Annotated in this window: 20 protein-coding genes; 6 read left to right on the top strand and 14 right to left on the bottom strand. The window is 57.6% G+C overall.

Annotation, left to right across the window (positions count from 1 at the left end; translation table 11 throughout):
• Positions 1–15: 15 nt before the first annotated feature.
• Positions 16–567, bottom strand: a complete 552-nt coding sequence (ampD, locus tag F3J39_RS15335; protein ID WP_039382614.1) for a 1,6-anhydro-N-acetylmuramyl-L-alanine amidase AmpD — start codon at positions 565–567, stop codon at positions 16–18.
• A 305-nt stretch (positions 568–872) separates the two neighbouring features.
• On the opposite strand from ampD, the gene ppdD reads away from it, so the two are divergent.
• The 3 genes from ppdD to hofC are packed head-to-tail and all read left to right on the top strand — an operon-like array spanning position 873 to position 3,895.
• Positions 873–1,322 (top strand): prepilin peptidase-dependent pilin, encoded by a 450-nt coding sequence (ppdD, locus tag F3J39_RS15330; RefSeq protein ID WP_039382612.1) that lies wholly within the window; start codon positions 873–875, stop codon positions 1,320–1,322.
• Complete coding sequence (gene gspE / locus F3J39_RS15325; RefSeq protein ID WP_166714358.1) at positions 1,315–2,703, top strand: type II secretion system protein GspE; 1,389 nt, start codon at positions 1,315–1,317, stop codon at positions 2,701–2,703. The genes ppdD and gspE overlap by 8 nt, the downstream gene beginning before the upstream one ends.
• Positions 2,696–3,895, top strand: coding sequence for a protein transport protein HofC (gene hofC, locus F3J39_RS15320; protein WP_166714357.1), 1,200 nt, complete (start codon positions 2,696–2,698; stop codon positions 3,893–3,895). Before gspE ends, hofC begins: the two co-directional genes overlap by 8 nt.
• 29 nt (positions 3,896–3,924) lie before the next feature.
• Here the strand turns inward: hofC and F3J39_RS15315 are convergent, their stop codons facing one another.
• Positions 3,925–4,965, bottom strand: coding sequence for a GMP reductase (locus F3J39_RS15315; protein WP_145339470.1), 1,041 nt, complete (start codon positions 4,963–4,965; stop codon positions 3,925–3,927).
• Positions 4,966–5,183: 218 nt separating this feature from the next.
• On the opposite strand from F3J39_RS15315, the gene coaE reads away from it, so the two are divergent.
• Genes coaE through yacG form a run of 3 tightly spaced genes read left to right on the top strand, consistent with a single transcriptional unit; the run spans position 5,184 to position 6,746 of the window.
• Positions 5,184–5,792 (top strand): dephospho-CoA kinase, encoded by a 609-nt coding sequence (gene coaE / locus F3J39_RS15310; protein WP_039382604.1) that lies wholly within the window; start codon positions 5,184–5,186, stop codon positions 5,790–5,792.
• A gap of 4 nt (positions 5,793–5,796) precedes the next feature.
• The gene (gene zapD / locus F3J39_RS15305; protein WP_039382603.1) at positions 5,797–6,540 is read left to right on the top strand and encodes a cell division protein ZapD; all 744 of its coding nucleotides are present in this window, start codon (positions 5,797–5,799) and stop codon (positions 6,538–6,540) included.
• Positions 6,541–6,548: 8 nt separating this feature from the next.
• Entirely contained in the window at positions 6,549–6,746 is a 198-nt protein-coding gene (yacG, locus tag F3J39_RS15300) for a DNA gyrase inhibitor YacG (protein ID WP_039382601.1), read from the top strand.
• 26 nt (positions 6,747–6,772) lie between these two features.
• On the opposite strand, the gene mutT is transcribed toward yacG, so the two are convergent.
• The 12 genes from mutT to murD all read right to left on the bottom strand — a co-directional run bounded on the left by mutT (position 6,773) and on the right by murD (position 21,222).
• Positions 6,773–7,168 (bottom strand): 8-oxo-dGTP diphosphatase MutT, encoded by a 396-nt coding sequence (gene mutT / locus F3J39_RS15295; protein WP_039382599.1) that lies wholly within the window; start codon positions 7,166–7,168, stop codon positions 6,773–6,775.
• Between the two features lie 125 nt (positions 7,169–7,293).
• Positions 7,294–9,999: a preprotein translocase subunit SecA gene (secA, locus tag F3J39_RS15290; protein WP_166714356.1), complete on the bottom strand. Its 2,706-nt coding sequence runs from the start codon at positions 9,997–9,999 to the stop codon at positions 7,294–7,296.
• Positions 10,000–10,070: 71 nt separating this feature from the next.
• A complete protein-coding gene (gene secM / locus F3J39_RS15285) occupies positions 10,071–10,571 on the bottom strand; it encodes a secA translation cis-regulator SecM (RefSeq protein ID WP_039382596.1) in 501 nt (166 codons plus the stop codon).
• Positions 10,572–10,838: 267 nt separating this feature from the next.
• Positions 10,839–11,756 (bottom strand): UDP-3-O-acyl-N-acetylglucosamine deacetylase, encoded by a 918-nt coding sequence (gene lpxC / locus F3J39_RS15280; RefSeq protein ID WP_039382593.1) that lies wholly within the window; start codon positions 11,754–11,756, stop codon positions 10,839–10,841.
• A gap of 100 nt (positions 11,757–11,856) precedes the next feature.
• The gene (gene ftsZ, locus F3J39_RS15275) at positions 11,857–13,011 is read right to left on the bottom strand and encodes a cell division protein FtsZ (protein ID WP_039382590.1); all 1,155 of its coding nucleotides are present in this window, start codon (positions 13,009–13,011) and stop codon (positions 11,857–11,859) included.
• Between the two features lie 72 nt (positions 13,012–13,083).
• Complete coding sequence (gene ftsA, locus F3J39_RS15270; RefSeq protein WP_039382588.1) at positions 13,084–14,340, bottom strand: cell division protein FtsA; 1,257 nt, start codon at positions 14,338–14,340, stop codon at positions 13,084–13,086.
• Positions 14,340–15,176 carry a cell division protein FtsQ gene (ftsQ, locus tag F3J39_RS15265; RefSeq protein ID WP_166714355.1) on the bottom strand — a complete coding sequence of 279 codons (837 nt, stop codon included), beginning with the start codon at positions 15,174–15,176 and terminating at the stop codon, positions 14,340–14,342. Before ftsQ ends, ftsA begins: the two co-directional genes overlap by 1 nt.
• Before the next feature lies 1 nt (position 15,177).
• The gene (locus tag F3J39_RS15260) at positions 15,178–16,098 is read right to left on the bottom strand and encodes a D-alanine--D-alanine ligase (RefSeq protein ID WP_039382584.1); all 921 of its coding nucleotides are present in this window, start codon (positions 16,096–16,098) and stop codon (positions 15,178–15,180) included.
• Positions 16,091–17,566, bottom strand: coding sequence for a UDP-N-acetylmuramate--L-alanine ligase (gene murC, locus F3J39_RS15255; protein ID WP_104085541.1), 1,476 nt, complete (start codon positions 17,564–17,566; stop codon positions 16,091–16,093). The genes F3J39_RS15260 and murC overlap by 8 nt, the downstream gene beginning before the upstream one ends.
• Positions 17,567–17,636: 70 nt before the next feature.
• Complete coding sequence (gene murG, locus F3J39_RS15250) at positions 17,637–18,695, bottom strand: undecaprenyldiphospho-muramoylpentapeptide beta-N-acetylglucosaminyltransferase (RefSeq protein ID WP_039382580.1); 1,059 nt, start codon at positions 18,693–18,695, stop codon at positions 17,637–17,639.
• Entirely contained in the window at positions 18,692–19,906 is a 1,215-nt protein-coding gene (gene ftsW / locus F3J39_RS15245; RefSeq protein ID WP_039382578.1) for a cell division protein FtsW, read from the bottom strand. Before ftsW ends, murG begins: the two co-directional genes overlap by 4 nt.
• On the bottom strand, positions 19,906–21,222 hold the full coding sequence (gene murD / locus F3J39_RS15240; RefSeq protein ID WP_166714354.1) for a UDP-N-acetylmuramoyl-L-alanine--D-glutamate ligase: 1,317 nt from the start codon (positions 21,220–21,222) through the stop codon (positions 19,906–19,908). Before murD ends, ftsW begins: the two co-directional genes overlap by 1 nt.
• Position 21,223: the final 1 nt, after the last annotated feature.

The following is a 21,223-nucleotide window of genomic DNA, read 5'->3' as shown; positions in this document are numbered from 1 at the left end:
ATGGCTCCTGCAGTGTCAGGTATTCTCCTGAGTAGTACCCTGTTTATAGCGTGACCAGTCAAACGCCGGGCCCGGATCGGTTTTACGCCCGGGTGCAATATCGCTATGGCCGGTAATACGATCGGCGGCCAGCGGATAGTGCTGCTGCAGCAGCGCGGTGACCTGCTGCAGCATGGCGTACTGGGCGTCGGTGTAAGGCAGCGTGTCGGTGCCTTCCAGCTCAATACCAATAGAAAAGTCGTTGCAGTTTTCCCGCCCGCTGAAAGCCGAAACGCCCGCGTGCCAGGCGCGCTCGTTTAGTGAGACGTACTGTACCAGCTCACCGTCGCGGCGGATCAGGCAGTGCGCTGCCACGCGCAGCTGCGCGATATCAGCAAAATAGGGGTGTGCATCGGCAGGCAGCGAGCCGGTAAACAGACGATCGATCCACGGCCCGCCAAATTCGCCCGGCGGCAAACTGATGTTGTGGATCACCAGCAGCGACGGCGCTTCATTGTCGGGGCGTGCATTAAAGTGGGGCGAGGGCACCTTACGGGCGCTGCTGATCCAGCCCTGTTCCAGTTTCATCTCTCTCATCCTTAGCAAAATCAGGCCGAGAATATCACGATTCAGAGCAGGGTTTAGCGTCTTCGTGCGATAGCGCGCTTTCTCATCCTCCGGTCATTGCCGCTGCCGCTGCAAAAACAGGCCAGCGTCATAACGCTTCCGGTGGCCCTGTTCTGCCCGGCGTTGTGAGCCCGCCCGGTACTGCAACTGTCGTTTGCTGCAACCGCTAAAAATGGCTGCGCGGCACGCTCCGTTTTTCAGGCGATACGCTTTCATCACCCGCGGGTGCTGCTTATCGTAGCGCTGCAGAACAAAGGAGCCCTGCTATGGAAAGACAACGCGGTTTTACCCTGATTGAACTGATGATCGTCATCGGCATCGTCGCTATTCTCAGCGCAATTGGCCTGCCTGCTTATCAAAATTACCTGCAGCGCGCAGCGCTGACTGACATGCTGCAAACCATGTTGCCCTATAAAACGGCGGTGGAACTCTGCGCCATTGAGCGCGGCGGTCCGGCACAGTGTCAGGCTGGTGAACACGGCATTCCGGCGGCCAGAGGCTCGCGCTATGTCGCCTCGCTCACCGTTACCGGTGGCGTGATTGCGCTTACCGGCCAGGAGAACCTTAGCGGGCTGAGCGTGGAGATGCAGCCCGTCTGGAACACGGCTGAAGGCATGCTTAACTGGCAGCGCAGCTGTACCAGCAGCAGCAGCAGCCTGCGCGATAACTGTCTGAACCAGTTCCGGTTTGCAGATAAGGATGAGACCAATGGCTGAGCATGATCCGACACTGCTGGCGCTGTGCGCCCGCTATCAGGCGCGGCTGCTGCAGCATGATGACACCCGGCTGCGCGTAGCCGTTACCGACTCTCCCCACCCGCAGCTGCTGGAGGCGCTGCAGTTCGCCTGCCAGCGTCAGGTAGAGATTGAGTGCTGGCCGGCTGCCCGCATGGAGCAGGCGCTGCACCCGTCACTATCCGATGAGCGGCTGCCTGAGCAGCGCAGCGCAGCCTCAGCAACCGAGGCGGTAAACCAGATTTTGCATCAGGCCGTACAGCGACGCGCTTCAGATGTGCATATTGAGCCTCAGCCGCAGGGATTGCGTATCCGGCTGCGCATCGACGGCGTGCTACATAATCTGCCGCGCTTGCCGGAGGTGCAGCCGGCAGCCGTGCTGGCGCGGCTGAAGGTGCTCGCCGGGCTTGATATTGCAGAGCGGCGTCTGCCGCAGGATGGGCAGTTTACCCAGGAGATAAACGGCAGCGACGCCGCCTTTCGCCTCGCCACGCTGCCGGTCAGCCACGGCGAAAAAGCCGTTGTACGCTTGCTGCAGGGTGAAAGCAGTGCGATTGCGCTGGATAAACTCGGTATGCCGCTGGCCCAGCTGCGTCTGCTGAAACAGGCTCTGGTTAAACCGCAGGGATTGATTCTGGTGACCGGCCCGACCGGCAGCGGCAAAACCTTTACGCTCTACAGCAGCCTCAGCGCACTGAACGTGCCGGAAAAAAATATCTGCAGCGTTGAAGACCCGATAGAGATCCCGCTGACCGGCATCAATCAGACTCAGGTGCGCCCCCGCAGCGGTCTCGACTTTAATCGCGTACTGCGTGCCCTGCTGCGTCAGGATCCGGATGTGATCATGGTCGGTGAAATCCGCGACAGTGAAACGGCCAGTATTGCGGTAAAAGCGGCACAAACCGGCCACCTGGTTCTCTCCACGCTGCATACAAACTCTACCGCTGAAACGCTGACGCGCCTCAGACAGATGGAGATCCCGGGCTATCTGCTGGGGCCAGCGCTGCAGCTGGTGATTGCACAGCGTCTGGTTCGTCGTCTCTGCCTGCACTGTCGCCAGCCAGCACAGGTTATCGCTCATCTGCCTGCCACGCTCTGGCCCGGCACCCTGCAGACCTGGCGAGCGCCGGGCTGTGACCACTGTTTTTCCGGCTACTATGGGCGCCTTGCGCTGTTTGAAATCCTGCCGGTTAACAGCAGGCTGCAGAACGCCATCTCTTCAGATATGCCGCTGGAACATGTGCTGACGCTCGCCAGCGAGCAGGGAATGAAAACCCTGCTCAGCGCCGGTCTTGAAGCGGTAAGCCGCGGGGAGACATCGTTTGAAGAGATGCAGCGCGTGGTAGGGCTGGATAATGGCTAAACTCTATCACTACCGCTGGCAGGCGCTGGACACCATGGGCGAGCTGCAGGCAGGAGAGTCGCTGCTGCGCGATCGGGCCGCGCTGCTGAATGAGCTCGCCGATCGCGGCATGCTGATCGTGAGCTGGCAACGCGGCCGCTGCTGGCGCAGACGCGACTGGAAATGGCAGCAAAAAATTGAGCTGATGCATCAGCTGGCTACGCTGCTAAAAGCAGGGTTACCGCTGGCTGAAAGCCTGATGCTGCTGGCGCAGGGGCATCCGCATGCCGGCTGGCGCGTAGTGCTCGCGGGTCTGCAGCAGCAGGTGCTGGCCGGAGAGGCATTTTCGCAGGCGCTGCGCACGTGGCCCGATCTCTTTCCGCCCCTCTTTTCTGCGCTGATGCAGGTCGGTGAGACCACCGGACAGCTCGACAGCTGCTGCCTGCGGCTGGCGCAGCAGCAGACAAAGCAGCGCCTGCTACGCCAGAAGGTTGGCAAAGCGCTGCGCTATCCGCTCTTTATCCTGCTGGTGGCGCTGGCGGTCAGTGCCGGTATGCTGTTATTTGTGCTGCCGGAGTTTACTGCCGTCTATGCCAGCTTTGATGCACCGCTGCCCGCCTTTACCGCAGGCGTTGTCGCGCTGTCAGAAGGCATGCAGCAGACCGCACTGCCGCTGCTGCTGATCGCTGCCGGCTGCGCCATCGCAGCGTGCCAGATTGTACGCCGCTCCGCGCGCTGGCAGCGGCGCCTGCAGCATTTTATCCTGCGCCTGCCGCTAATCGCCCCGCTCTGGCGCGGTGCGCAGCTCAGCCAGATTTATGCCATTTTGCAGCTGACGCAGCAGGCAGGGCTTACGCTGCTGCACAGCCTGCAGACAGTGGAGATGACGCTGACGGCGCGCCTGTGGCGCGAAGCTGTTGTACAGCTGCAGGCGCATATCGCTGCCGGCGCCCCGCTGCACCAGGCACTGCAGCAGCATATGCTGTTTACGCCGCTCTGTGCCCAGCTGACAGGAGCCGGGGAAGAGGCTGGCGCGCTTGATATCATGCTGTCCCGGCTGGCAGAGTGGCATGAAACGGAAACCTCAAACCGGGCGGAGGCACTGGCTGCTGCGCTTGAACCGGCGATGATGCTGGTGATCGGTGCGATCGTGGGCACGCTGGTTATCGCCATGTATCTGCCGGTATTTGGTCTGGGAGAGGTAATACGTTAGCGGGCGCCTGCTGCGCCCGTCCGGAAGGTTTATCGGTTGAAAACGCGATTCTCCTGCTCTGCCACGCGGATAAACGTTGTACGCTTGGTCAGCTCTTTCAGACGTTCGGCGCCAACGTAGGTACAGGCTGAACGCAGGCCGCCCAGAATATCTTTGACGGTCTCTGCAACCGGCCCGCGCAACGGCAGCCGTACGGTCTTGCCCTCCGCCGCACGGTATTGCGCTACGCCGCCCACGTGGCGTTTCATCGCCGATTCAGAGCTCATGCCATAAAACAGCATAAACTGCTCGCCCTGCTCTTCCACAAGCGTGCCTTCACACTCATCGTGCGCCGCCAGCATACCGCCCAGCATGACGAAATCAGCGCCGCCGCCAAACGCTTTGGCAATATCGCCCGGCACGGAACAGCCGCCGTCGCTGACAATCTGTCCGCCCAGACCGTGCGCGGCATCGGCGCACTCAATCACCGCCGACAGCTGCGGATAACCGACGCCGGTTTTGATGCGCGTTGTGCAGACCGATCCCGGGCCGATACCTACTTTGACAATATCCGCACCTGACAGGATCAGCTCTTCCACCATCTCTCCCGTCACGACGTTACCGGCGCAGATGGTCTTATCCGGAAAGCGTTCACGCGCACGCTGCAGAAACGCAACAAAGTGCTCTGAATAGCCGTTCGCCACGTCGATGCAGATAAACTGAAGCTGCGGCGAGAGAGCAAGAATCGCATTCAGTTTAGTGAAATCCGCTTCTGAGGTCCCGGTTGACACCATGACGTACTTCAGCACGGAAGCGGGCACGCGCTGGATAAACGCCTGCCATGCATCAATACTATAGTGTTTATGAACTGCAGTAAGCACCTCAAAACCAGCCAGCGCTTCTGCCATGGTGAACGTGCCAACGGTATCCATATTTGCCGCGATAACCGGCACGCCGCGCCACTCCAGAGCGGAGTGCTTAAAGGTAAAGGTGCGTGCCAGTTCAACATCAGAACGGCTTTTGAGCGTTGAGCGTTTCGGGCGGATTAACACATCTTTAAAGCCCAGTTTGATATCTTCTTCAATACGCATAGCAGAGGGTCCTGGTTAGTGAAAACGAACCGCAGTTCGGGTAGCGCTCACGGCTCCAGTGTCGTTATCATACGCGCCATAACGGCGGTGGCAAGGGTGCGAATTTCACTTTACTTACGCTACAATCCGGTAAATTTAGCCGATCGCTAAGTATGTGATCGCCTTCTCACTTTTGTGACACTGCCGCCCTCTGATGCGCTGCATACCGGGAGAAAAATATGCTGTTTACCGTTGCGCTTACCGGCGGCATTGGTAGTGGTAAAAGCACCGTCGCTAACGCCTTTGCCGCTCTGGGCGTGGAGATCATTGATGCTGATGTGATCGCCCGCGAGGTGGTAGAGCCGGGCACGCCAGCGCTACAGGCGATTGTAAAACGCCATGGCGAATCCATTCTGACGGCAGAAGGCACGCTCTATCGCGCTCGTCTGCGGGAGATTATTTTCCAGCAGCCGCAGGAGAAAAACTGGCTTAATCAGCTGCTGCATCCGCTGATTAATGCCCGTACTCAACAGCTCAGGGCGCAGGCGTCATCCTCTTATGTTCTGTGGGTGGTTCCCCTGCTGATTGAAAACAACCTGCAGCGCCAGGCCGATCGCGTGCTGGTGGTCGATGTAGATGAAGCGGTTCAGCTGCAGCGTACGCGTCAGCGCGACGGCGTGTCGCTGAGCCAGGCACAACGTATTCTTGCTGCGCAGGTGAGCCGCGAACAGCGCCTCGCCTGCGCCGATGATATTATTGATAATAGCGGCACACCCGAACAGGTGCTGCCGCGGGTTGCTGAACTTCACCAGCGTTATTTGCGCCTGGCAGCAACCGGACGGGATTAAGATAATGAGTACAGTTGTTCTGTTTGAGCATCCGCTGAATGAGAAGATGCGCACCTGGCTGCGCGTCGAGTTTTTACTCAATCAGCTGCATGAAACGGTACCGGTGAATCATTCCGTTGCCGCACTGGGCGTGTTTCGCATTCTTGCCGACCTGCTGGATATTTTTGAGCGCGGCGATATGCGGACCGAGCTGCTTAAAGAGCTGGAGCGTCAGCAGCAGAAACTGCGCGCCTGGCTGGATGTGCCCGGTGTTGATGAGCAGACGGTAAGCCAGCTCAGCAACCGCCTTAAACAGCTCTCCGCTGAGCTGCTGAGCGCACCGCGTATGGGCCAGCATCTGCGTGACGATCGGCTGATATCGCTGGTACGTCAGCGTCTCAGCATTCCCGGCGGCTGCTGCAGTTTTGATTTACCTGGCCTGCACATCTGGCTGCACCAGGAGCAGACGCTGCGCGATACGCAGGTAGCTGGCTGGCTGGCATCGCTTGAGCCGCTGCGTAACAGCCTGATGATGATCCTCGATCTTATCCGCCAGTCTGGCGTATTTCGTCATCAGACCAGCCTGAATGGATTTTATCAGGACAATGCTGAAGGAGCAGACCTGCTGCGGCTGCGGCTGACGCTGGAAGATGCGCTCTATCCGCAGATTTCAGGTCATAAAAGCCGTTACGCTATTCGTTTTTTGCCGCTGGATAGCGAACAGGGCGCGGTGCCTGCCCGCCTGAATTTTGAACTGGCCTGCTGTTAGAGGATATTATGCCGGAAGAGATGATTACCGTACCCTGCCCGAACTGCGGCAGAGATGTGATGTGGGATGAACTGAGCCCGTGGCGTCCGTTCTGCAGCAAACGCTGTCAGCTGATTGATCTTGGCGAATGGGCCGCAGAGGAAAAACGCATTCCCAGCAGTGGCGACCAGACCGACAGCGATGAGTGGAGTGAAGAGCAGCAATAAAACAGCAGGGGCATCGCGCCCCTGTTTCAGAGTTCGTCCGCCACCAGACGGGCAATCAGCGCATGGTTTGCAGCCGGAAACTCCTCTGCAATAAGATCGCGCTGCGCTACCCAGCGCTGCGGCTGCCCCTCGCGTCCCCATGGCTCACCCTGCCACGCTTCCACCAGAAAGAAATGCAGCGTGACGCGCAGGTCATCATAGGCGTGGTCAGCCTGGCCGATTGCGGTCGCACGGGTCACCTCAATACCGGTTTCCTCCATAAGCTCACGCTTCAGCGCCTGCTCCGCACTTTCATTCTGTTCAATTTTTCCGCCGGGGAACTCCCATTTGTTTGCCATATAAGAGCTGGCTGCGCGCTGCGCAAGGAAAATCTGGCGGCTGGCATTACGGATAATGCCGACTGCGACCTGCAGGTGCTTCATAGAGTTGATCCCGCTTTATTATCAAAGTGCGCAAAGTGTAAAACAGCGCGGCGCGGATGTTAATAACCCGTCCTGAACGGCGTCATAACCGTAAAAAAAAGGAGCCCGCAGGCTCCTTTTCAGGGTCAGGCCAGACGGCCGTGACACTGCTTATACTTTTTGCCCGAGCCACACGGGCAGGGATCGTTACGCCCGGTTTTACGTTCACCACCCTGGGCGGCAAGCGCCTCGGCGGCGGCGGTTTCATCATCCACGTGACTCAGCTGCTGCTGCTGTGCCAGACGTTCAGCTTCTTCGCGACGCTGCTGCTCCATCGCTTCAACTTCTTCCGGCATCCGCACCTGAACCTTGCTCAGCGTGCTGATCACTTCATACTTCAGTGACTCCAGCATTGCCGCAAACATGGCAAAGGATTCGCGCTTATATTCCTGCTTGGGATCTTTCTGGGCATAGCCGCGCAGATGGATCCCCTGACGCAGATAGTCCATCGCCGCCAGATGCTCTTTCCACAGCGAATCCAGCGTCTGCAGCATCACGCCTTTTTCGAAGTTGCGCATCATTTCGGTGCCGACAACCTCTTCTTTCGCCGCATAGCTTTCGCGCGCGCGGGTCATGATCCGTTCACGCAGCGTCTCTTCATGCAGATCCGGCTCTTTATCCAGCCACTCAGCAACCGGCAGATCGAGATCAAAATCGGTGCGCAGACGCTCTTCCAGGCCCGGCACGTCCCACATCTCTTCCAGCGACTGCGGCGGAATATAGGTGTCGATCGTCGCCTTAAACACATCCTCACGAATGCTGTTGATGGTGTCAGACACATCAGAGACATCCAGCAGTTCATTACGCTGGCTGTAGATAGCACGACGCTGGTCGTTTGCGACGTCATCATACTCCAGCAGCTGCTTACGAATATCGAAGTTGCGGCTCTCAACCTTGCGCTGCGCGTTTGCGATCGCTTTGGTCACCCACGGATGCTCAATCGCCTCACCTGGCTTCATGCCGAGTTTGCGCATCATGTTCGAAACGCGATCGGAGGCGAAGATACGCATCAGTGCATCTTCCATAGAGAGGTAGAAGCGAGAAGAGCCGGCATCGCCCTGACGACCGGCACGGCCGCGCAACTGGTTATCGATACGACGTGATTCATGACGCTCAGTACCGATGATATGCAGACCGCCTGAGGCCAGTACGGCATCGTGACGCAGTTTCCACGCCTCTTTAATCGCCTGCACCTGCTCTTCAGACGGCGCTTCCAGCGCGGCCACTTCAGCCTGCCAGCTGCCACCCAGCACGATGTCGGTACCGCGACCCGCCATGTTGGTCGCGATAGTCACCGCTCCCGGCTGGCCTGCCTGCGCCACAATATCGGCTTCACTGGCGTGGAATTTGGCGTTCAGCACGCTGTGTTTAATACCGGCGCGCGTCAGTTCATTAGAGACCACTTCTGATTTCTCAATCGAAATAGTCCCCACCAGCACCGGCTGGCCTTTTGCCGTACAGGTACGAATATCTTCAATGATGGCATCGATCTTCTCTTTCTCGGTCATGTAGACCAGATCGGCCATGTCTTTACGCACCATCGGACGGTTGGTTGGCACCACGATAGTGTCGAGCTTGTAAATCGAGCTGAATTCAAACGCTTCGGTGTCCGCCGTACCGGTCATACCGGCCAGCTTCTCATACAGACGGAAGTAGTTCTGGAAGGTGATGGACGCCAGCGTCTGGTTCTCATTCTGGATATCCGCGCCCTCTTTGGCTTCAATAGCCTGATGCAGACCATCAGACCAGCGGCGCCCCTGCATGGTACGGCCGGTGTGCTCATCAACAATGATGACCTCACCCTCTTTAACGATATAGTCGACGTCACGCGTGAAGAGCGCGTGCGCACGCAGCGCAGCGGTGACGTGATGCATCAGCATAATATTAGTTGGCGAGTAGAGCGACTCGCCCTCTTCCATAATGCCCTGGCTGACCAGCAGCTCTTCAACCTTGACCAGGCCGCGCTCAGTCATGTGCGCCTGACGCGCTTTCTCATCGACCCAGAAGTCGCCTTCTCCCTGAAAGTTGTCAGAATCTTCTTTTTCCTGACGAACCAGGTGCGGGATGATTTTATTGACCTTGATATAGAGATCGGAGCTATCTTCCGCCGGACCCGAAATAATCAGCGGCGTACGCGCTTCATCAATCAGAATGGAGTCGACTTCATCCACCAGCGCATAGTGCAGCTTACGCTGTACGCGCTCTTCCGGGCTGAATGACATGTTGTCGCGCAGGTAGTCAAAGCCATATTCGTTATTGGTGCCGTAGGTGATATCAGCCGCGTAAGCTTCACGCTTGGCAACCGCAGGCATGCCTGGCAGGTTGATACCGATACTCAGGCCCAGAAACTCAAACAGCGCGCGGTTGTTCTCTGCATCACGTTGTGCCAGATAGTCGTTGACGGTAACTACGTGCACGCCTTTGCCGCTCAGCGCGTTCAGGTAAGCGGGCAGCGTGGCGGTCAGCGTTTTACCTTCACCGGTACGCATCTCCGCAATGCACCGCTCATTCAGCACCATACCGCCAATCAGCTGCACATCGAAGTGGCGCATGCCAAATACGCGCTTACTCGCTTCGCGTACGGTGGCGAACGCTTCCGGGATCAGGCTCTCCAGCGCTTCGCCCTTTTCCAGACGCGCGCGGAATTCATTGGTTTTGGCTTTCAGTTCATCATCTGACAGTTTGACGAACTCAGGTTCCATCTTATTGATGACATCTACAGCTTTGCGCATGCGGCGCAGCGTACGATCGTTGCTGCTGCCAAACACTTTCGTTAACAGTTTGATTAACATGTTCAATTTTTCTCTTATCAGCCGGGATATCGCGGCCGGTTAACTCTTAAAAAGGGGAAAAGGGGGCGTAATCAGGCAACGAAAGGTCCGGCGCGGATACCATCGCTGGTAGCCTGCCAGTCAGCAACGGCATGAGCTATCGGAGAGTGATAGCAGGCGTACGGCAGTGTCAGATGCGCGGGCTGCGGCTGCACAGGCGATGTCAGCAGCGCCTGCAGCGAATCAATCAGCGCCAGCTTCTGTACGGCAAGCGGCAGCGCGATTTCAGCTTCAGCTTCGGTGGCCGGTGACAGACTGAATGAGAGGTGGCGGATCACCGTGCGGATAGCGTGCTGATGCCAGTAATCGACATTAGCGCCAGGCCGGCGGGCGCTCTCCTGCAGCCGGATCAGGTGATCAAAGTGAACCACATTGCCGGTGAACAGGCTGCTGACCGGGGAGTCGCTGGCGGAAGGCTCGGCGTTTTGCGCGCAGGCAGGCAGGCCCAGACTGGCCGCCACCATCCCCAGCAGGAGATGTGGCCAGAAATAGCGCCTGCCTAATTGTCGCCAGCGTGAAAAGAGTCCGATCACAATCCGTCCGCAACGTTAATAACACATCCATGCGGCTGACATGCTGTCAGCCCGCTTATATGAGCGCCAGATAATAGCACTTATGTACGGCTTCCACAGCAGAGATCGGGCGGCTTACGGCGGATTTCACGCTTTTCGTACAGCATTTCACCAGACAGGCGGGCATTTTGCGGGCGGGCTTCCACGCCATCAGAGAGGCGAAAAAAAACGGCGGATACCGCTGACCGGAGAGAGTGTCAGGGTATCCGCCGTTCTTATGACCGGCTGTTAAGCCAGGACTAAATTAGGTGCTTTAAACGCCAGCGGCAGCTCAGCTTCATCTTCGAAGGTGGCCCACTCCCAGGCTTCCTGTTTCGCCAGGACAGCCTGCAGCAGCTTGTTGTTTAACGCATGGCCTGATTTAAACGCCGAAAAGGCACCAATCACGTTGTGACCACACATAAACAGATCGCCGATAGCATCCAGCATTTTGTGCCGTACAAACTCATCTTCAAAGCGCAGGCCATCTTCATTCAGCACGCGGAAATCATCAAGGCCAATCGCACAATCTAAACTACCGCCCAGGCACAGGCCTTTAGACTGCAGATATTCAATTTCACGCATAAAGCCAAAAGTGCGCGCACGGCTGATCTGGCGGACAAATGCCTCAGCCGAGAAGTTGAGCTGGTAACGCTGCGAGCTTGAATCGATAGCCGGATGTTTGAAATCGATAGTGAAATCGAGCGAGAAACCGTTATACGGTTTGATCTCAGCCCACTTATCACCATCTTCTACCCGTACCGCCTGCTTAACGCGTACAAATTTTTTCGCGCTGTTAAGCTCTTCCACACCTGCATCCATCAGCAGGTAGACGAAAGGTGCTGCGCTGCCATCCATAATTGGAATTTCTGGTGCATCGACTTCCACAATAATGTTATCGATACCCAGACCCGCCAGCGCGGCGTTCAGGTGTTCTACCGTTGAAATACGTACGCCTTCATCGTTCACCAGGCAGGTACTCAGCATGGTGTCGCGCACGTATTTTGCATCAGCCGGGAAATCAACCGGTGGATTCAAGTCGGTGCGACGATAGATGACCCCGGTGTTAGCCGACGCAGGGCGTAAAGTCAGCGTGACTTTTTTGCCGGTATGTAAACCGACGCCAGTCGCCTGAACAATACGTTTTAGTGTCCTTTGTTTGATCATCGCATTATCTCGCAATATTACCATCCGACCGCCAGTATAAATTACCGGCGGGCGAAGACTTTAGCACAAAGAGCGGGAAATCCCAATTATCAGCTTATTCTTAATCTGCCTGTTTACGCAGGAACGCTGGAATATCGAGATAGTCAGGCTCTTTACCGGAAGCGGCCGGCTGTTCGTTAACAACTTTCGCAGCAGGTTTCTGCTCCTGCGGCAGCGGCGCCATGCCGTGCTGCTGATAGCGGTGATCCATAACCGGTTGCGAAGCAGGTTTATTGGTCACCAGAGTGATTTCCGGACGCTTATCCATACCGATGCCGGTGGCCACGACGGTGACACGCAGCTCATCATTCATCTCTGGATCCAGTGAGGTACCGATAACCACGGTCGCATTGTCAGAAGCGAATGCGCGGATAGTATTACCGACGGTTTCAAACTCATCCAGACGCAGATCGAAGCCGGCAGTGATGTTGACCAGCACGCCACGTGCGCCAGAGAGGTCGATATCTTCCAGCAGCGGACTGGAAATTGCCATTTCAGCAGCTTCTTCAGCACGATCTTCACCGCACGCCACGCCAGAGCCCATCATGGCATAACCCATTTCTGACATCACAGTACGCACGTCTGCAAAGTCGACGTTCATCAGACCCGGACGGGTAATCAGTTCAGCAATACCCTGAACCGCACCTTTCAGTACATCGTTTGCTGCGCCAAAAGCGTCCAGCAGCGAGATACCGCGGCCCAGCACTTTGAGCAGTTTGTCATTCGGGATGGTGATCAGGGAGTCAACGTGCTTGGAGAGCTCAGCAATACCCTGCTCAGCAAACGCCATACGTTTTTTGCCTTCAAAGTTGAACGGCTTGGTCACGACAGCAACGGTCAGAATCCCGAGATCTTTAGCCACTTCAGCGACAACAGGCGCAGCACCGGTACCGGTACCGCCGCCCATACCGGCTGCGATAAACACCATGTCTGCCCCATCCAGCGCAGAACGCAGTGCTTCGCGATCTTCTTCCGCTGAGGTACGACCGACTTCCGGGTTAGCCCCTGCGCCAAGACCTTTGGTGATATTGGTCCCGATCTGGATCGTCTGGCCGACCGCTGTTTTACGTAACGCCTGAGCGTCCGTGTTTACAGCAAAGAATTCCACACCTTCGATACGCTCGCGCACCATGTGCTCTACGGCGTTGCCACCGCCACCGCCGACGCCGATGACTTTAATCACCGCGTCATTGGTTAATTCCATAGGTTCAAACATGATTTCTCTCCGTTATGTGCCTGTTCGCCTGGAGATCATAAACATTGCCAGCATGATCTCCTTTTATCAAAATTAAAACTCTTTCTTCAGCCAGCTGTTGATTCGTTTAAACCAATTGCCAACTGAAGCACGTTTTTCTGTTTCTGCGTCACCGTTCAGGTGTGACTCTTTACCATAGTGCAGCAGGCCCACCGCCGTGGAGTAGTAAGACTCCTGAGCGTAGTCGGTCAGGCCCGTAATATTCAGCGGCTGGCCGATACGCACCTGCGTATGAAACACGCGTTGTGCGCAGGCTGCCAGACCTTCAATTTGCGCCGCGCCGCCGGTTAATACAATACCGGCAGCAAGATGATGCTTCACACCCTGCTGGCGCAGCTGCTCCTGCAGTTGCAGAATCTCGTCGTTCACCAGATTCAGCAGTTCGGTGTAGCGCGGCTCAATGACTTCAGCCAGCGTCTGACGCTGCAGGCTGCGCGGCGGACGTCCGCCTACGCTTGGCACTTCTACATTCTCATCTTTGCCGACAATCGATCCCAGCGCGCAGCCGTGGCGTACTTTGATCGCCTCAGCGTCAGTAGGCGGTGTACCAAACGCATAGGCGATATCGCTGGTCACAACGTTCCCGGCATAGGGGATCACCTTGGTATGACGCAGCGCGCCGCCGGTATACACCGCGATATCCATTGTACCGCCACCGATGTCGACAACACAGACGCCCAGCTCACGTTCATCTTCTGTCAGGACAGAAAAGCTGGAAGCCAGTCCGGCAAAAATCAATTGGTCAACTTTAAGTCCGCAACGTTCAACTGCTTTTACGATATTTTTCGCCATATCGTTGTGACAGGTGATTAAATGTACTTTGGCCTGCATACGGACGCCGGATAAGCCCACCGGATTCTTGATGCCCTCCTGGTAGTCAATGGCATACTCCTGCGGGATGACATGCAGAATGCGATGCTCATCACGTACGCGCACTGATTTAGCCGTATGGACAACGTTTTCCACATCATCCTGAGTCACTTCCTCTTCGGAAATCGGAACCATCCCGATTTCGTTCTGACAGCTGATGTGTTTGCCCGATAAAGCAAGGTAGACCGACGAAATCTGGCAATCCGCCATCAGTTCCGCCTGATCGATGGCGCGCTGTACGCACTTCACCACCGACTCCAGATCGTTTACGCCGCCTTTGTCCATACCCCGCGACGGGCAGCTGCCCACCCCGATAATATTGACCATACCATCAGGCAGAATTTCTCCAACCAGGGCGGCAACCTTCGCGGTGCCAATTTCAAGTCCTACTACCAGTTTTCTGTCCGTTGCCTTGATCATTATGGTTTAGCCTGTGCCTGGTTCTGTTGCTGATTACTGTCCTGTGCCTCAATCGGTGCCGGAACCCAGCCTACTGCGGCGCCAGAGTCATAGCGTAGATCAACATAATCAACACGCTTGCTTTCATTCTGGCCCTGCAGCTGCAGCTCCGGATAGAGCTCAATAAAACGGTTCAGACGCTTCATGGTATCGCTCCGTCCCAGTTCGATGCGGATATCGTCCCCGGTGACCAGCTGCCATGAGCGACGCGCCGTCATCGACGCGACCTTCAGGGTAAACTTGCTGGCCTGGAGCACATCCCGCAGGGAGTGATAACCCGCCAGCACCTCTTTTTCACTGCCTTCCGGTCCATAGAGCATCGGCAGATTCTCTTTGCCGACATGACTGGCCGGAACGCTGAAGGAGACGCCATCGGCATCTACCATGTGCGAGTCGTTCCAGCGTGCAACCGGAACATACTCCACCAGATTTATCTTCAGCTCATCAGGCCACTGCTTGCGCACGCTGACCTGTTTAATCCAGGGTAATCGTTCAATCTGTTGCTGAATGATATCCACATTCTGCGACATAAAGGTCCCCGGTGCGCCCAGTGACAGAATCGCCTGGCGAATATCATCATGCGTGGTGTAGTGGGTTTGCCCCGTTACGACCAGCTTTGATAGCGGCAGACGTGAAGCGTCATTCATCCACTTCAGGACCACCAGGCCACCGGCTATCATGGTGCCCAGCACCAGCAGCAGAAACACAATGCCAAACAGCCGTGCGCCGTTGCTGCGCCCGGTGCGGGCTCGCTCCTGAGGTTCGCGGTTGCGTACGCGTAGCGCTGCCTGAGACATATCAGTCAGCCAGCGCCAGGATACGCGTTACCAGCTGCGGAAAGCTGTAACCCGCCTGCCGTGCCGCCATCGGAACCAGACTATGGCTGGTCATGCCCGGCGACGTATTGACCTCCAGCAGCTGAAAACGGCCTTCGCTATCGGTCATGACATCCACGCGTCCCCAGCCACTGCAGCCCAGCGACTGCCAGGCAGCCAGCACCAGCTTTTGCAGTTCAGCTTCTTTTTCTGCACTCAGACCGCTGGGACAGAAGTACTGAGTATCGTCAGAAATGTATTTTGCTTCATAGTCATAGAAAGCGCTGGCTGTTTTAATTTTAATGGATGGCAGGATTTCTTCCCCGACAATTGCCACGGTATACTCATCACCGCTTAAAAAAGCTTCAATCAGTACATCGTTGTCGTGGCGAAACGCTTCATCCAGTGCCGCTGGCAGATCGTCAGCGCGCTCAACCCGGCTGATGCCTACGCTGGAGCCTTCACAGCTCGGCTTAACAAACAGCGGTAAACTCAGCGCGTCAATAGCGGTAGCGGTCTGCGCATCGATTCCCTGCTGATACTGCTCCCGGGTCAGCCAGATAAACTTGCCTGACGGCAGTCCCCTGCCCTGCCACAGTAGCTTGCTGCGCAATTTATCCATGGTGATAGCAGAGGCCATCACGCCGCTGCCCGTGTAGGGTAGCTGCATAAAGTCCAGCACGCCCTGCAGCGTACCATCCTCACCACCGCGCCCGTGCAGCGCAATAAAGACTTTGTTAAACCCCTGCTCTTTGAGCGTCAGCACCGATACATCACGAGTATCCACACCGTGCGCATCAACGCCCATTTCCTGCAGGCCAGCCAGCACTGCGCTGCCTGAATTCAGTGACACCTCGCGCTCTGCTGAGGTGCCGCCCATTAATACGGCGACTTTATCAGCCATGACGCGCCTCCTGGTTCGGTGCAGGCTGCAGCTGGCTTTCAGCCAGCCGGCGCGCGATTTTGCCGATGTTGCCTGCGCCCTGCACAATCACTAAATCGTCACCTGACAGCAGGGGAGCCAGCGCATCCGGCAGGGCGTCATGCTCAGTCACCAGAATCGGATCGACTTTGCCGCGACTGCGAATTGCCCGGCAGAGCGAACGGCTGTCGGCACCCGGAATCGGTGCCTCTCCGGCCGGATAGACCTCCAGCATCAGCAGTACATCCACCTGGGAGAGCACGCTGGCGAAATCGTCAAACAGATCGCGGGTGCGGGTATAGCGATGCGGCTGGAACACCATCATCAGCTTTTTATCCGGCCAGCCGGCGCGCGCTGCCTTGATCGTGACATCCACTTCGGTCGGATGATGACCATAGTCGTCAACCAGCATCGCGCTGCCCGGCTTGCCGTTTACGGCAGCAGTATCAAACTCACCCAGCACGTCAAAGCGGCGACCAGTGCCCTGGAAACTCTCCAGCGCCGCGAGAATGGCCGCATCCTCAATGCCTTCCTCACTGGCGACCGCTACGGCTGCCGCCGCGTTAAGGGCGTTATGGCGGCCTGGTGCATTCAGAGTAACCTGCAGCAGCGGTTTATCATGCCGGCGCAGGGTAAAATGCCCCTGCGCACCGCGCTGCTCATAGTTCTCTACCCGTACGTCCGCATCGTCGCTAAAGCCGTAGGTGGTAATCTGGCGACCCACGCGCGGGATCAGGTCGCGGATCACGACATCATCCACACAGAGCACCGCGCGACCGTAGAACGGCAGATTGTGCAGGAAATTGATAAAGGTCTGTTTCAGGTTCTCAAAATCGCCCTGATAGGTATCCATGTGATCCGCTTCGATGTTGGTCACAATGGCGACCATCGGCTGCAGATGCAGGAAAGAGGCGTCGCTCTCATCCGCCTCAGCAATCAGGTAGCGGCTGGTACCCAGCCGCGCATGCGTGCCTGCTGCTTTTACCAGGCCGCCGTTCACAAAGGTCGGATCCAGGCCACCTTCCGCGTAGATACTGGTGACCATGGCGGTGGTGGTGGTTTTACCGTGCGTACCGGCAATGGCGATGCCGTGGCGGAAACGCATCAGCTCGGCCAGCATCTCTGCGCGGCGGATCACCGGAATACGCTGCTCGCGCGCCGCCACCAGCTCGGGATTATCCTGCGCCACCGCGGTTGACACCACGACCACGCTCGCGTCGGTGACGTTCTCCGGACGATGGTTAAAATAGATAGTCGCCCCCAGCGAAGCAAGATGCTGGGTCACCGCGTTGGGCGCCAGATCGGATCCGCTGATGTGATATCCTTCATTCGCCAACACTTCGGCAATACCGCCCATGCCGGCACCGCCGATGCCAACAAAGTGGATGTGCCGGACGCGTCGCATCTCGGGCACAATTGAACGCAGTTTTGCCAGTTGTTGTGTATTCATCGCTCTCTGTTACCTGTTTTCCTGTTCGCACCCGCATACGGATGCAGGTCTATTCATCAGGCCCGAAAATTTACTTTGCAGCGCGCGCCACTTCACGGGCAACGCGTTCGGTGGCATCCGGGATCGCAACCTGACGGGCCTGTTCAGCCATGGTCAGCAGCGTCGCGCGGTCCCACTGGCGCAGCGTCTCCGCCACCCCTTCCGCAGTAAACTGCGGCTGCTCAAAAATTCTGGCCGCGCCCGCGTTTTCCAGCGGCAGCGCATTCCAGTATTGCTGGCGATCTTTATGCTGAAACGGCACGAAAATAGCCGGCAGACCTGCCGCAGCAATTTCGCTCACCGTCAGCGCACCTGAGCGACATACCACTACGTCCGCCCAGGCGTAGGCAGCGGCCATATCGTCAATAAATTCTGTGACCTTATGCTGCGGCTGACCTGCAGCCTGGTACGCCTGCTGCACTATCGCCTGGCCGCCTCTGCCGGTCTGATGCCAGAGGGTAATGGCGTCGCCCAGTTCGGCGGCGACCTGAGGCAGCGTCTGGTTCAGGATCCGGGCGCCCTGACTGCCGCCAACGACCAGCACCCGCAGCGGACCGCTGCGATCGCGCAGGCGTTCAGCCGGCGACGGCAGCGCCAGCACATCGGTGCGCACCGGGTTGCCGACAATATCGGCTGCAGGGAACGCCCCGGGAAACGCCTGCATCACTTTGGTGGCAATTTTTGCCAGCCACTTATTGGTGAGTCCGGCGATACCGTTCTGTTCGTGGAGCACGACCGGGATACCGCAGCTCCATGCCGCCAGACCACCCGGCCCGGAGACATAGCCGCCCATGCCCAGTACCACGTCGGGCTGCCACTGTTTCATGATGCGGCGCGCCTGACGCCAGGCGTTGAAAATACGTACCGGGGCCAGCAGCAGCGCTTTGATCCCTTTGCCGCGCAGTCCGCTGATGCGGATGAAGTCGATCTCAATACCGTGTTTCGGCACCAGATCCGCTTCCATCCGGTCAGCCGTTCCCAGCCAGCGTACCTGCCAGCCCTGCTCCATCAGATGATGTGCCACTGCCAGACCGGGAAACACATGTCCGCCGGTTCCGCCAGCCATGACCATCAGCCGTTTGCTACTCATCGGGCACCTCGGGTAAACGCCTGCGCTTTCGCCAGGCGCGTTTCATAATCGATACGCAGTAAAAATACGATGGCGGTCGACATAATAATCAGGCTCGATCCCCCGTAGCTGATCAGCGGCAGCGTCAGGCCTTTTGTCGGCAGCATACCGGCTGCCGCGCCGACGTTAACCAGTGCCTGGAAGCTAAACCAGACGCCAATTGAGCAGGCGAGAAAGCCGGAAAAACGCTGGTCCAGCTCAAGGGCGCGACGGCCAATCGACATCGCGCGAAAAGCGACGAAGAATACCATTAACAGGGCTAAAACCACACCGACATAACCGAGCTCCTCACCGATTATCGAGAAGATAAAATCGGTGTGCGCCTCCGGCAGATACTCCAGCTTTTGCACTGAGTTACCCAGCCCCTGTCCCCAGAATTCACCGCGGCCAAACGCCATCAGCGACTGCGTCAGCTGATAGCCGCTGCCAAACGGATCTTCCCACGGATTCCAGAACGAGGTGACGCGGCGCATACGATAGGGTTCGGCGATAATCAGCAGCACCACGGCAAAGATACCGGAGCCGATGATCGCAAGGAATTGCCACAGTTTGGCTCCCGCGAGAAACAGCATCGCCAGCGTGGTCACAAACAGCACAACCACCGTCCCGAGGTCCGGCTGCGCCAGCAGCAGTACGGCGAGGATCACCATAACGCCCATCGGCTTACAGAATCCCCAGAAGTTGTTACGCACCTCTTCCACTTTGCGCACCAGATAGCTGGCGAGATAGCAGAACAGCGAGAGCTTTGAGAGTTCCGCCGGCTGGATACGCAGCGGCCCCAGCGCAATCCAGCGCGATGCCCCGTTCACCGAGCTGCCCACGACCAGCACAATCAGCAGCATCAGCACGGACGCCACCAGCATGGCGTTGCTGTAGCGCTGCCAGAAATCCATCGGAATACGCAGGGTGACCAGCGCCATACCGAGAGCCAGCAGGATGTAAAACGCGTCGCGCTTGGCAAAATAGAAGGGATCGTCGTTCAGACGCTGTCCTACCGGCATGGAGGCGGACGTCACCATCACAAACCCGATAATAGCCAGACCAAACGTCAGCCATAAGAGCGTGCGATCGTAAAGCACCACCGGTGCGTCGTCGCCATCGCGTGCGCCCATAACCCAGTCGCGCAGACGCACGGACAGGAAACTGGCAATAGCGGTTCCGGGTATACGCATCAGCCAGACTCCTTCGCCAGTTGCGCGAAGAGATCGCCGCGCTGCTCAAAATTACGAAACTGATCGAGACTGGCACAGGCGGGAGAAAGCAGCACCATGTCACCAGACTGAGCCGCCGTTGCAATCTGTGCGACCGCCTGCTGCAGCGTTTCGGTACGTGTCGCGACCTCTGGCCGCAGCGCGGCCAGCGCATCGCCATCGCGGCCATAACAGAACAGGCGGATATTATCGCCCTGCAGATAACGCGCCAGCGGTGAGAAATCCGCGCCTTTGCCGTCGCCGCCGAGCAACAGCCAGAGCGTGCCCGCTACCTGTAATCCCTGCAGCGCCGCTTCGGTACTGCCAACGTTGGTGGCTTTGGAATCGTTGACCCAGCGCACTCCGCGCGCTTCATGTACTAGCTGGAAGCGGTGCGGCAGACCGCTATAGATCGTCAGCGCTTTCAGGCTCGACGCGCGCGGGATAGCCACTGCATCTGCCAGCGCCAGCGCAGCCAGCGCGTTAGTGTAGTTGTGCTGCCCCACCAGCTTCATCTCAGCGGTGTTCAGGATCTTTTCACCCTGGGCGCGCAGCCAGGTACTGCCCTGCTGCCGGGTCAGATGATAATCGCCCAGGTCGACACCAAAGCTGATACAGCGCCGATCGGCGCCGCGCACTGGCATAGTCATGCCATCATCGGCATTAACGACACAAATCGCCGCGTTTTCATAAATACGTAACTTGGCGGCGCGATACTGCTGCATGCCCAGCGGATAGCGATCCATATGATCTTCCGTCACGTTGAGGATCGTGGCAGCTGCTGCTTTCAGACTGTGTGTGGTTTCCAGCTGAAAGCTGGAAAGCTCCAGTACATAGAGCTGAGCAGGCGATTTCAGCAGCGTCAGCGCCGGCAAGCCGATGTTGCCACCCACGCCCACCGCCCAGCCTGCTGCGCGGGCCATTTCGCCCACCAGCGTAGTGACCGTGCTTTTACCGTTGGAGCCGGTGATGGCCACAACCGGCGCCTGCGCTTCGCGGCAGAAAAGCTCAATATCCCCCACGATCTCAATACCAGCGTCCGCTGCTTCGCTCAGCGCCGGGTGCGCCAGCGCAATGCCGGGGCTGGCGACAATCAGATCGGCGGCCAGTAGCCAGTCGCTGTTGATACTGCCGGTATGACACGCTACCTGCTCCGGCAGCTTATCCAGGCCTGGCGGTGAGAGACGGGTATCCATGACGCGTGGCGTAACGCCCTGCCCCAGGAAGAAATCGACACAGGAGAGGCCGGTAATACCCAGCCCGATAATGACAACGTTTCTGCCCCGATAGTCAGCCATG

Origin of the sequence: Pantoea sp. Acro-807 (assembly GCF_011752675.1) — a bacterium.
Classification (GTDB): domain Bacteria; phylum Pseudomonadota; class Gammaproteobacteria; order Enterobacterales; family Enterobacteriaceae; genus Pantoea; species Pantoea eucrina.
This window is presented reverse-complemented; position numbering and strand designations above follow the sequence as displayed.

What these genes read in the sequence shown, in the direction of transcription:
- ampD (WP_039382614.1), bottom strand. Translation starts at nt 567, where the DNA reads ATGAAACTGGAACAGGGCTGGATCAGCAGCGCCCGTAAGGTGCCCTCG.
- ppdD (WP_039382612.1), top strand. Translation starts at nt 873, where the DNA reads ATGGAAAGACAACGCGGTTTTACCCTGATTGAACTGATGATCGTCATC.
- gspE (WP_166714358.1), top strand. Translation starts at nt 1,315, where the DNA reads ATGGCTGAGCATGATCCGACACTGCTGGCGCTGTGCGCCCGCTATCAG.
- hofC (WP_166714357.1), top strand. Translation starts at nt 2,696, where the DNA reads ATGGCTAAACTCTATCACTACCGCTGGCAGGCGCTGGACACCATGGGC.
- F3J39_RS15315 (WP_145339470.1), bottom strand. Translation starts at nt 4,965, where the DNA reads ATGCGTATTGAAGAAGATATCAAACTGGGCTTTAAAGATGTGTTAATC.
- coaE (WP_039382604.1), top strand. Translation starts at nt 5,184, where the DNA reads ATGCTGTTTACCGTTGCGCTTACCGGCGGCATTGGTAGTGGTAAAAGC.
- zapD (WP_039382603.1), top strand. Translation starts at nt 5,797, where the DNA reads ATGAGTACAGTTGTTCTGTTTGAGCATCCGCTGAATGAGAAGATGCGC.
- yacG (WP_039382601.1), top strand. Translation starts at nt 6,549, where the DNA reads ATGCCGGAAGAGATGATTACCGTACCCTGCCCGAACTGCGGCAGAGAT.
- mutT (WP_039382599.1), bottom strand. Translation starts at nt 7,168, where the DNA reads ATGAAGCACCTGCAGGTCGCAGTCGGCATTATCCGTAATGCCAGCCGC.
- secA (WP_166714356.1), bottom strand. Translation starts at nt 9,999, where the DNA reads ATGTTAATCAAACTGTTAACGAAAGTGTTTGGCAGCAGCAACGATCGT.
- lpxC (WP_039382593.1), bottom strand. Translation starts at nt 11,756, where the DNA reads ATGATCAAACAAAGGACACTAAAACGTATTGTTCAGGCGACTGGCGTC.
- ftsZ (WP_039382590.1), bottom strand. Translation starts at nt 13,011, where the DNA reads ATGTTTGAACCTATGGAATTAACCAATGACGCGGTGATTAAAGTCATC.
- ftsA (WP_039382588.1), bottom strand. Translation starts at nt 14,340, where the DNA reads ATGATCAAGGCAACGGACAGAAAACTGGTAGTAGGACTTGAAATTGGC.
- ftsQ (WP_166714355.1), bottom strand. Translation starts at nt 15,176, where the DNA reads ATGTCTCAGGCAGCGCTACGCGTACGCAACCGCGAACCTCAGGAGCGA.
- F3J39_RS15260 (WP_039382584.1), bottom strand. Translation starts at nt 16,098, where the DNA reads ATGGCTGATAAAGTCGCCGTATTAATGGGCGGCACCTCAGCAGAGCGC.
- murC (WP_104085541.1), bottom strand. Translation starts at nt 17,566, where the DNA reads ATGAATACACAACAACTGGCAAAACTGCGTTCAATTGTGCCCGAGATG.
- murG (WP_039382580.1), bottom strand. Translation starts at nt 18,695, where the DNA reads ATGAGTAGCAAACGGCTGATGGTCATGGCTGGCGGAACCGGCGGACAT.
- ftsW (WP_039382578.1), bottom strand. Translation starts at nt 19,906, where the DNA reads ATGCGTATACCCGGAACCGCTATTGCCAGTTTCCTGTCCGTGCGTCTG.
- murD (WP_166714354.1), bottom strand. Translation starts at nt 21,222, where the DNA reads ATGGCTGACTATCGGGGCAGAAACGTTGTCATTATCGGGCTGGGTATT.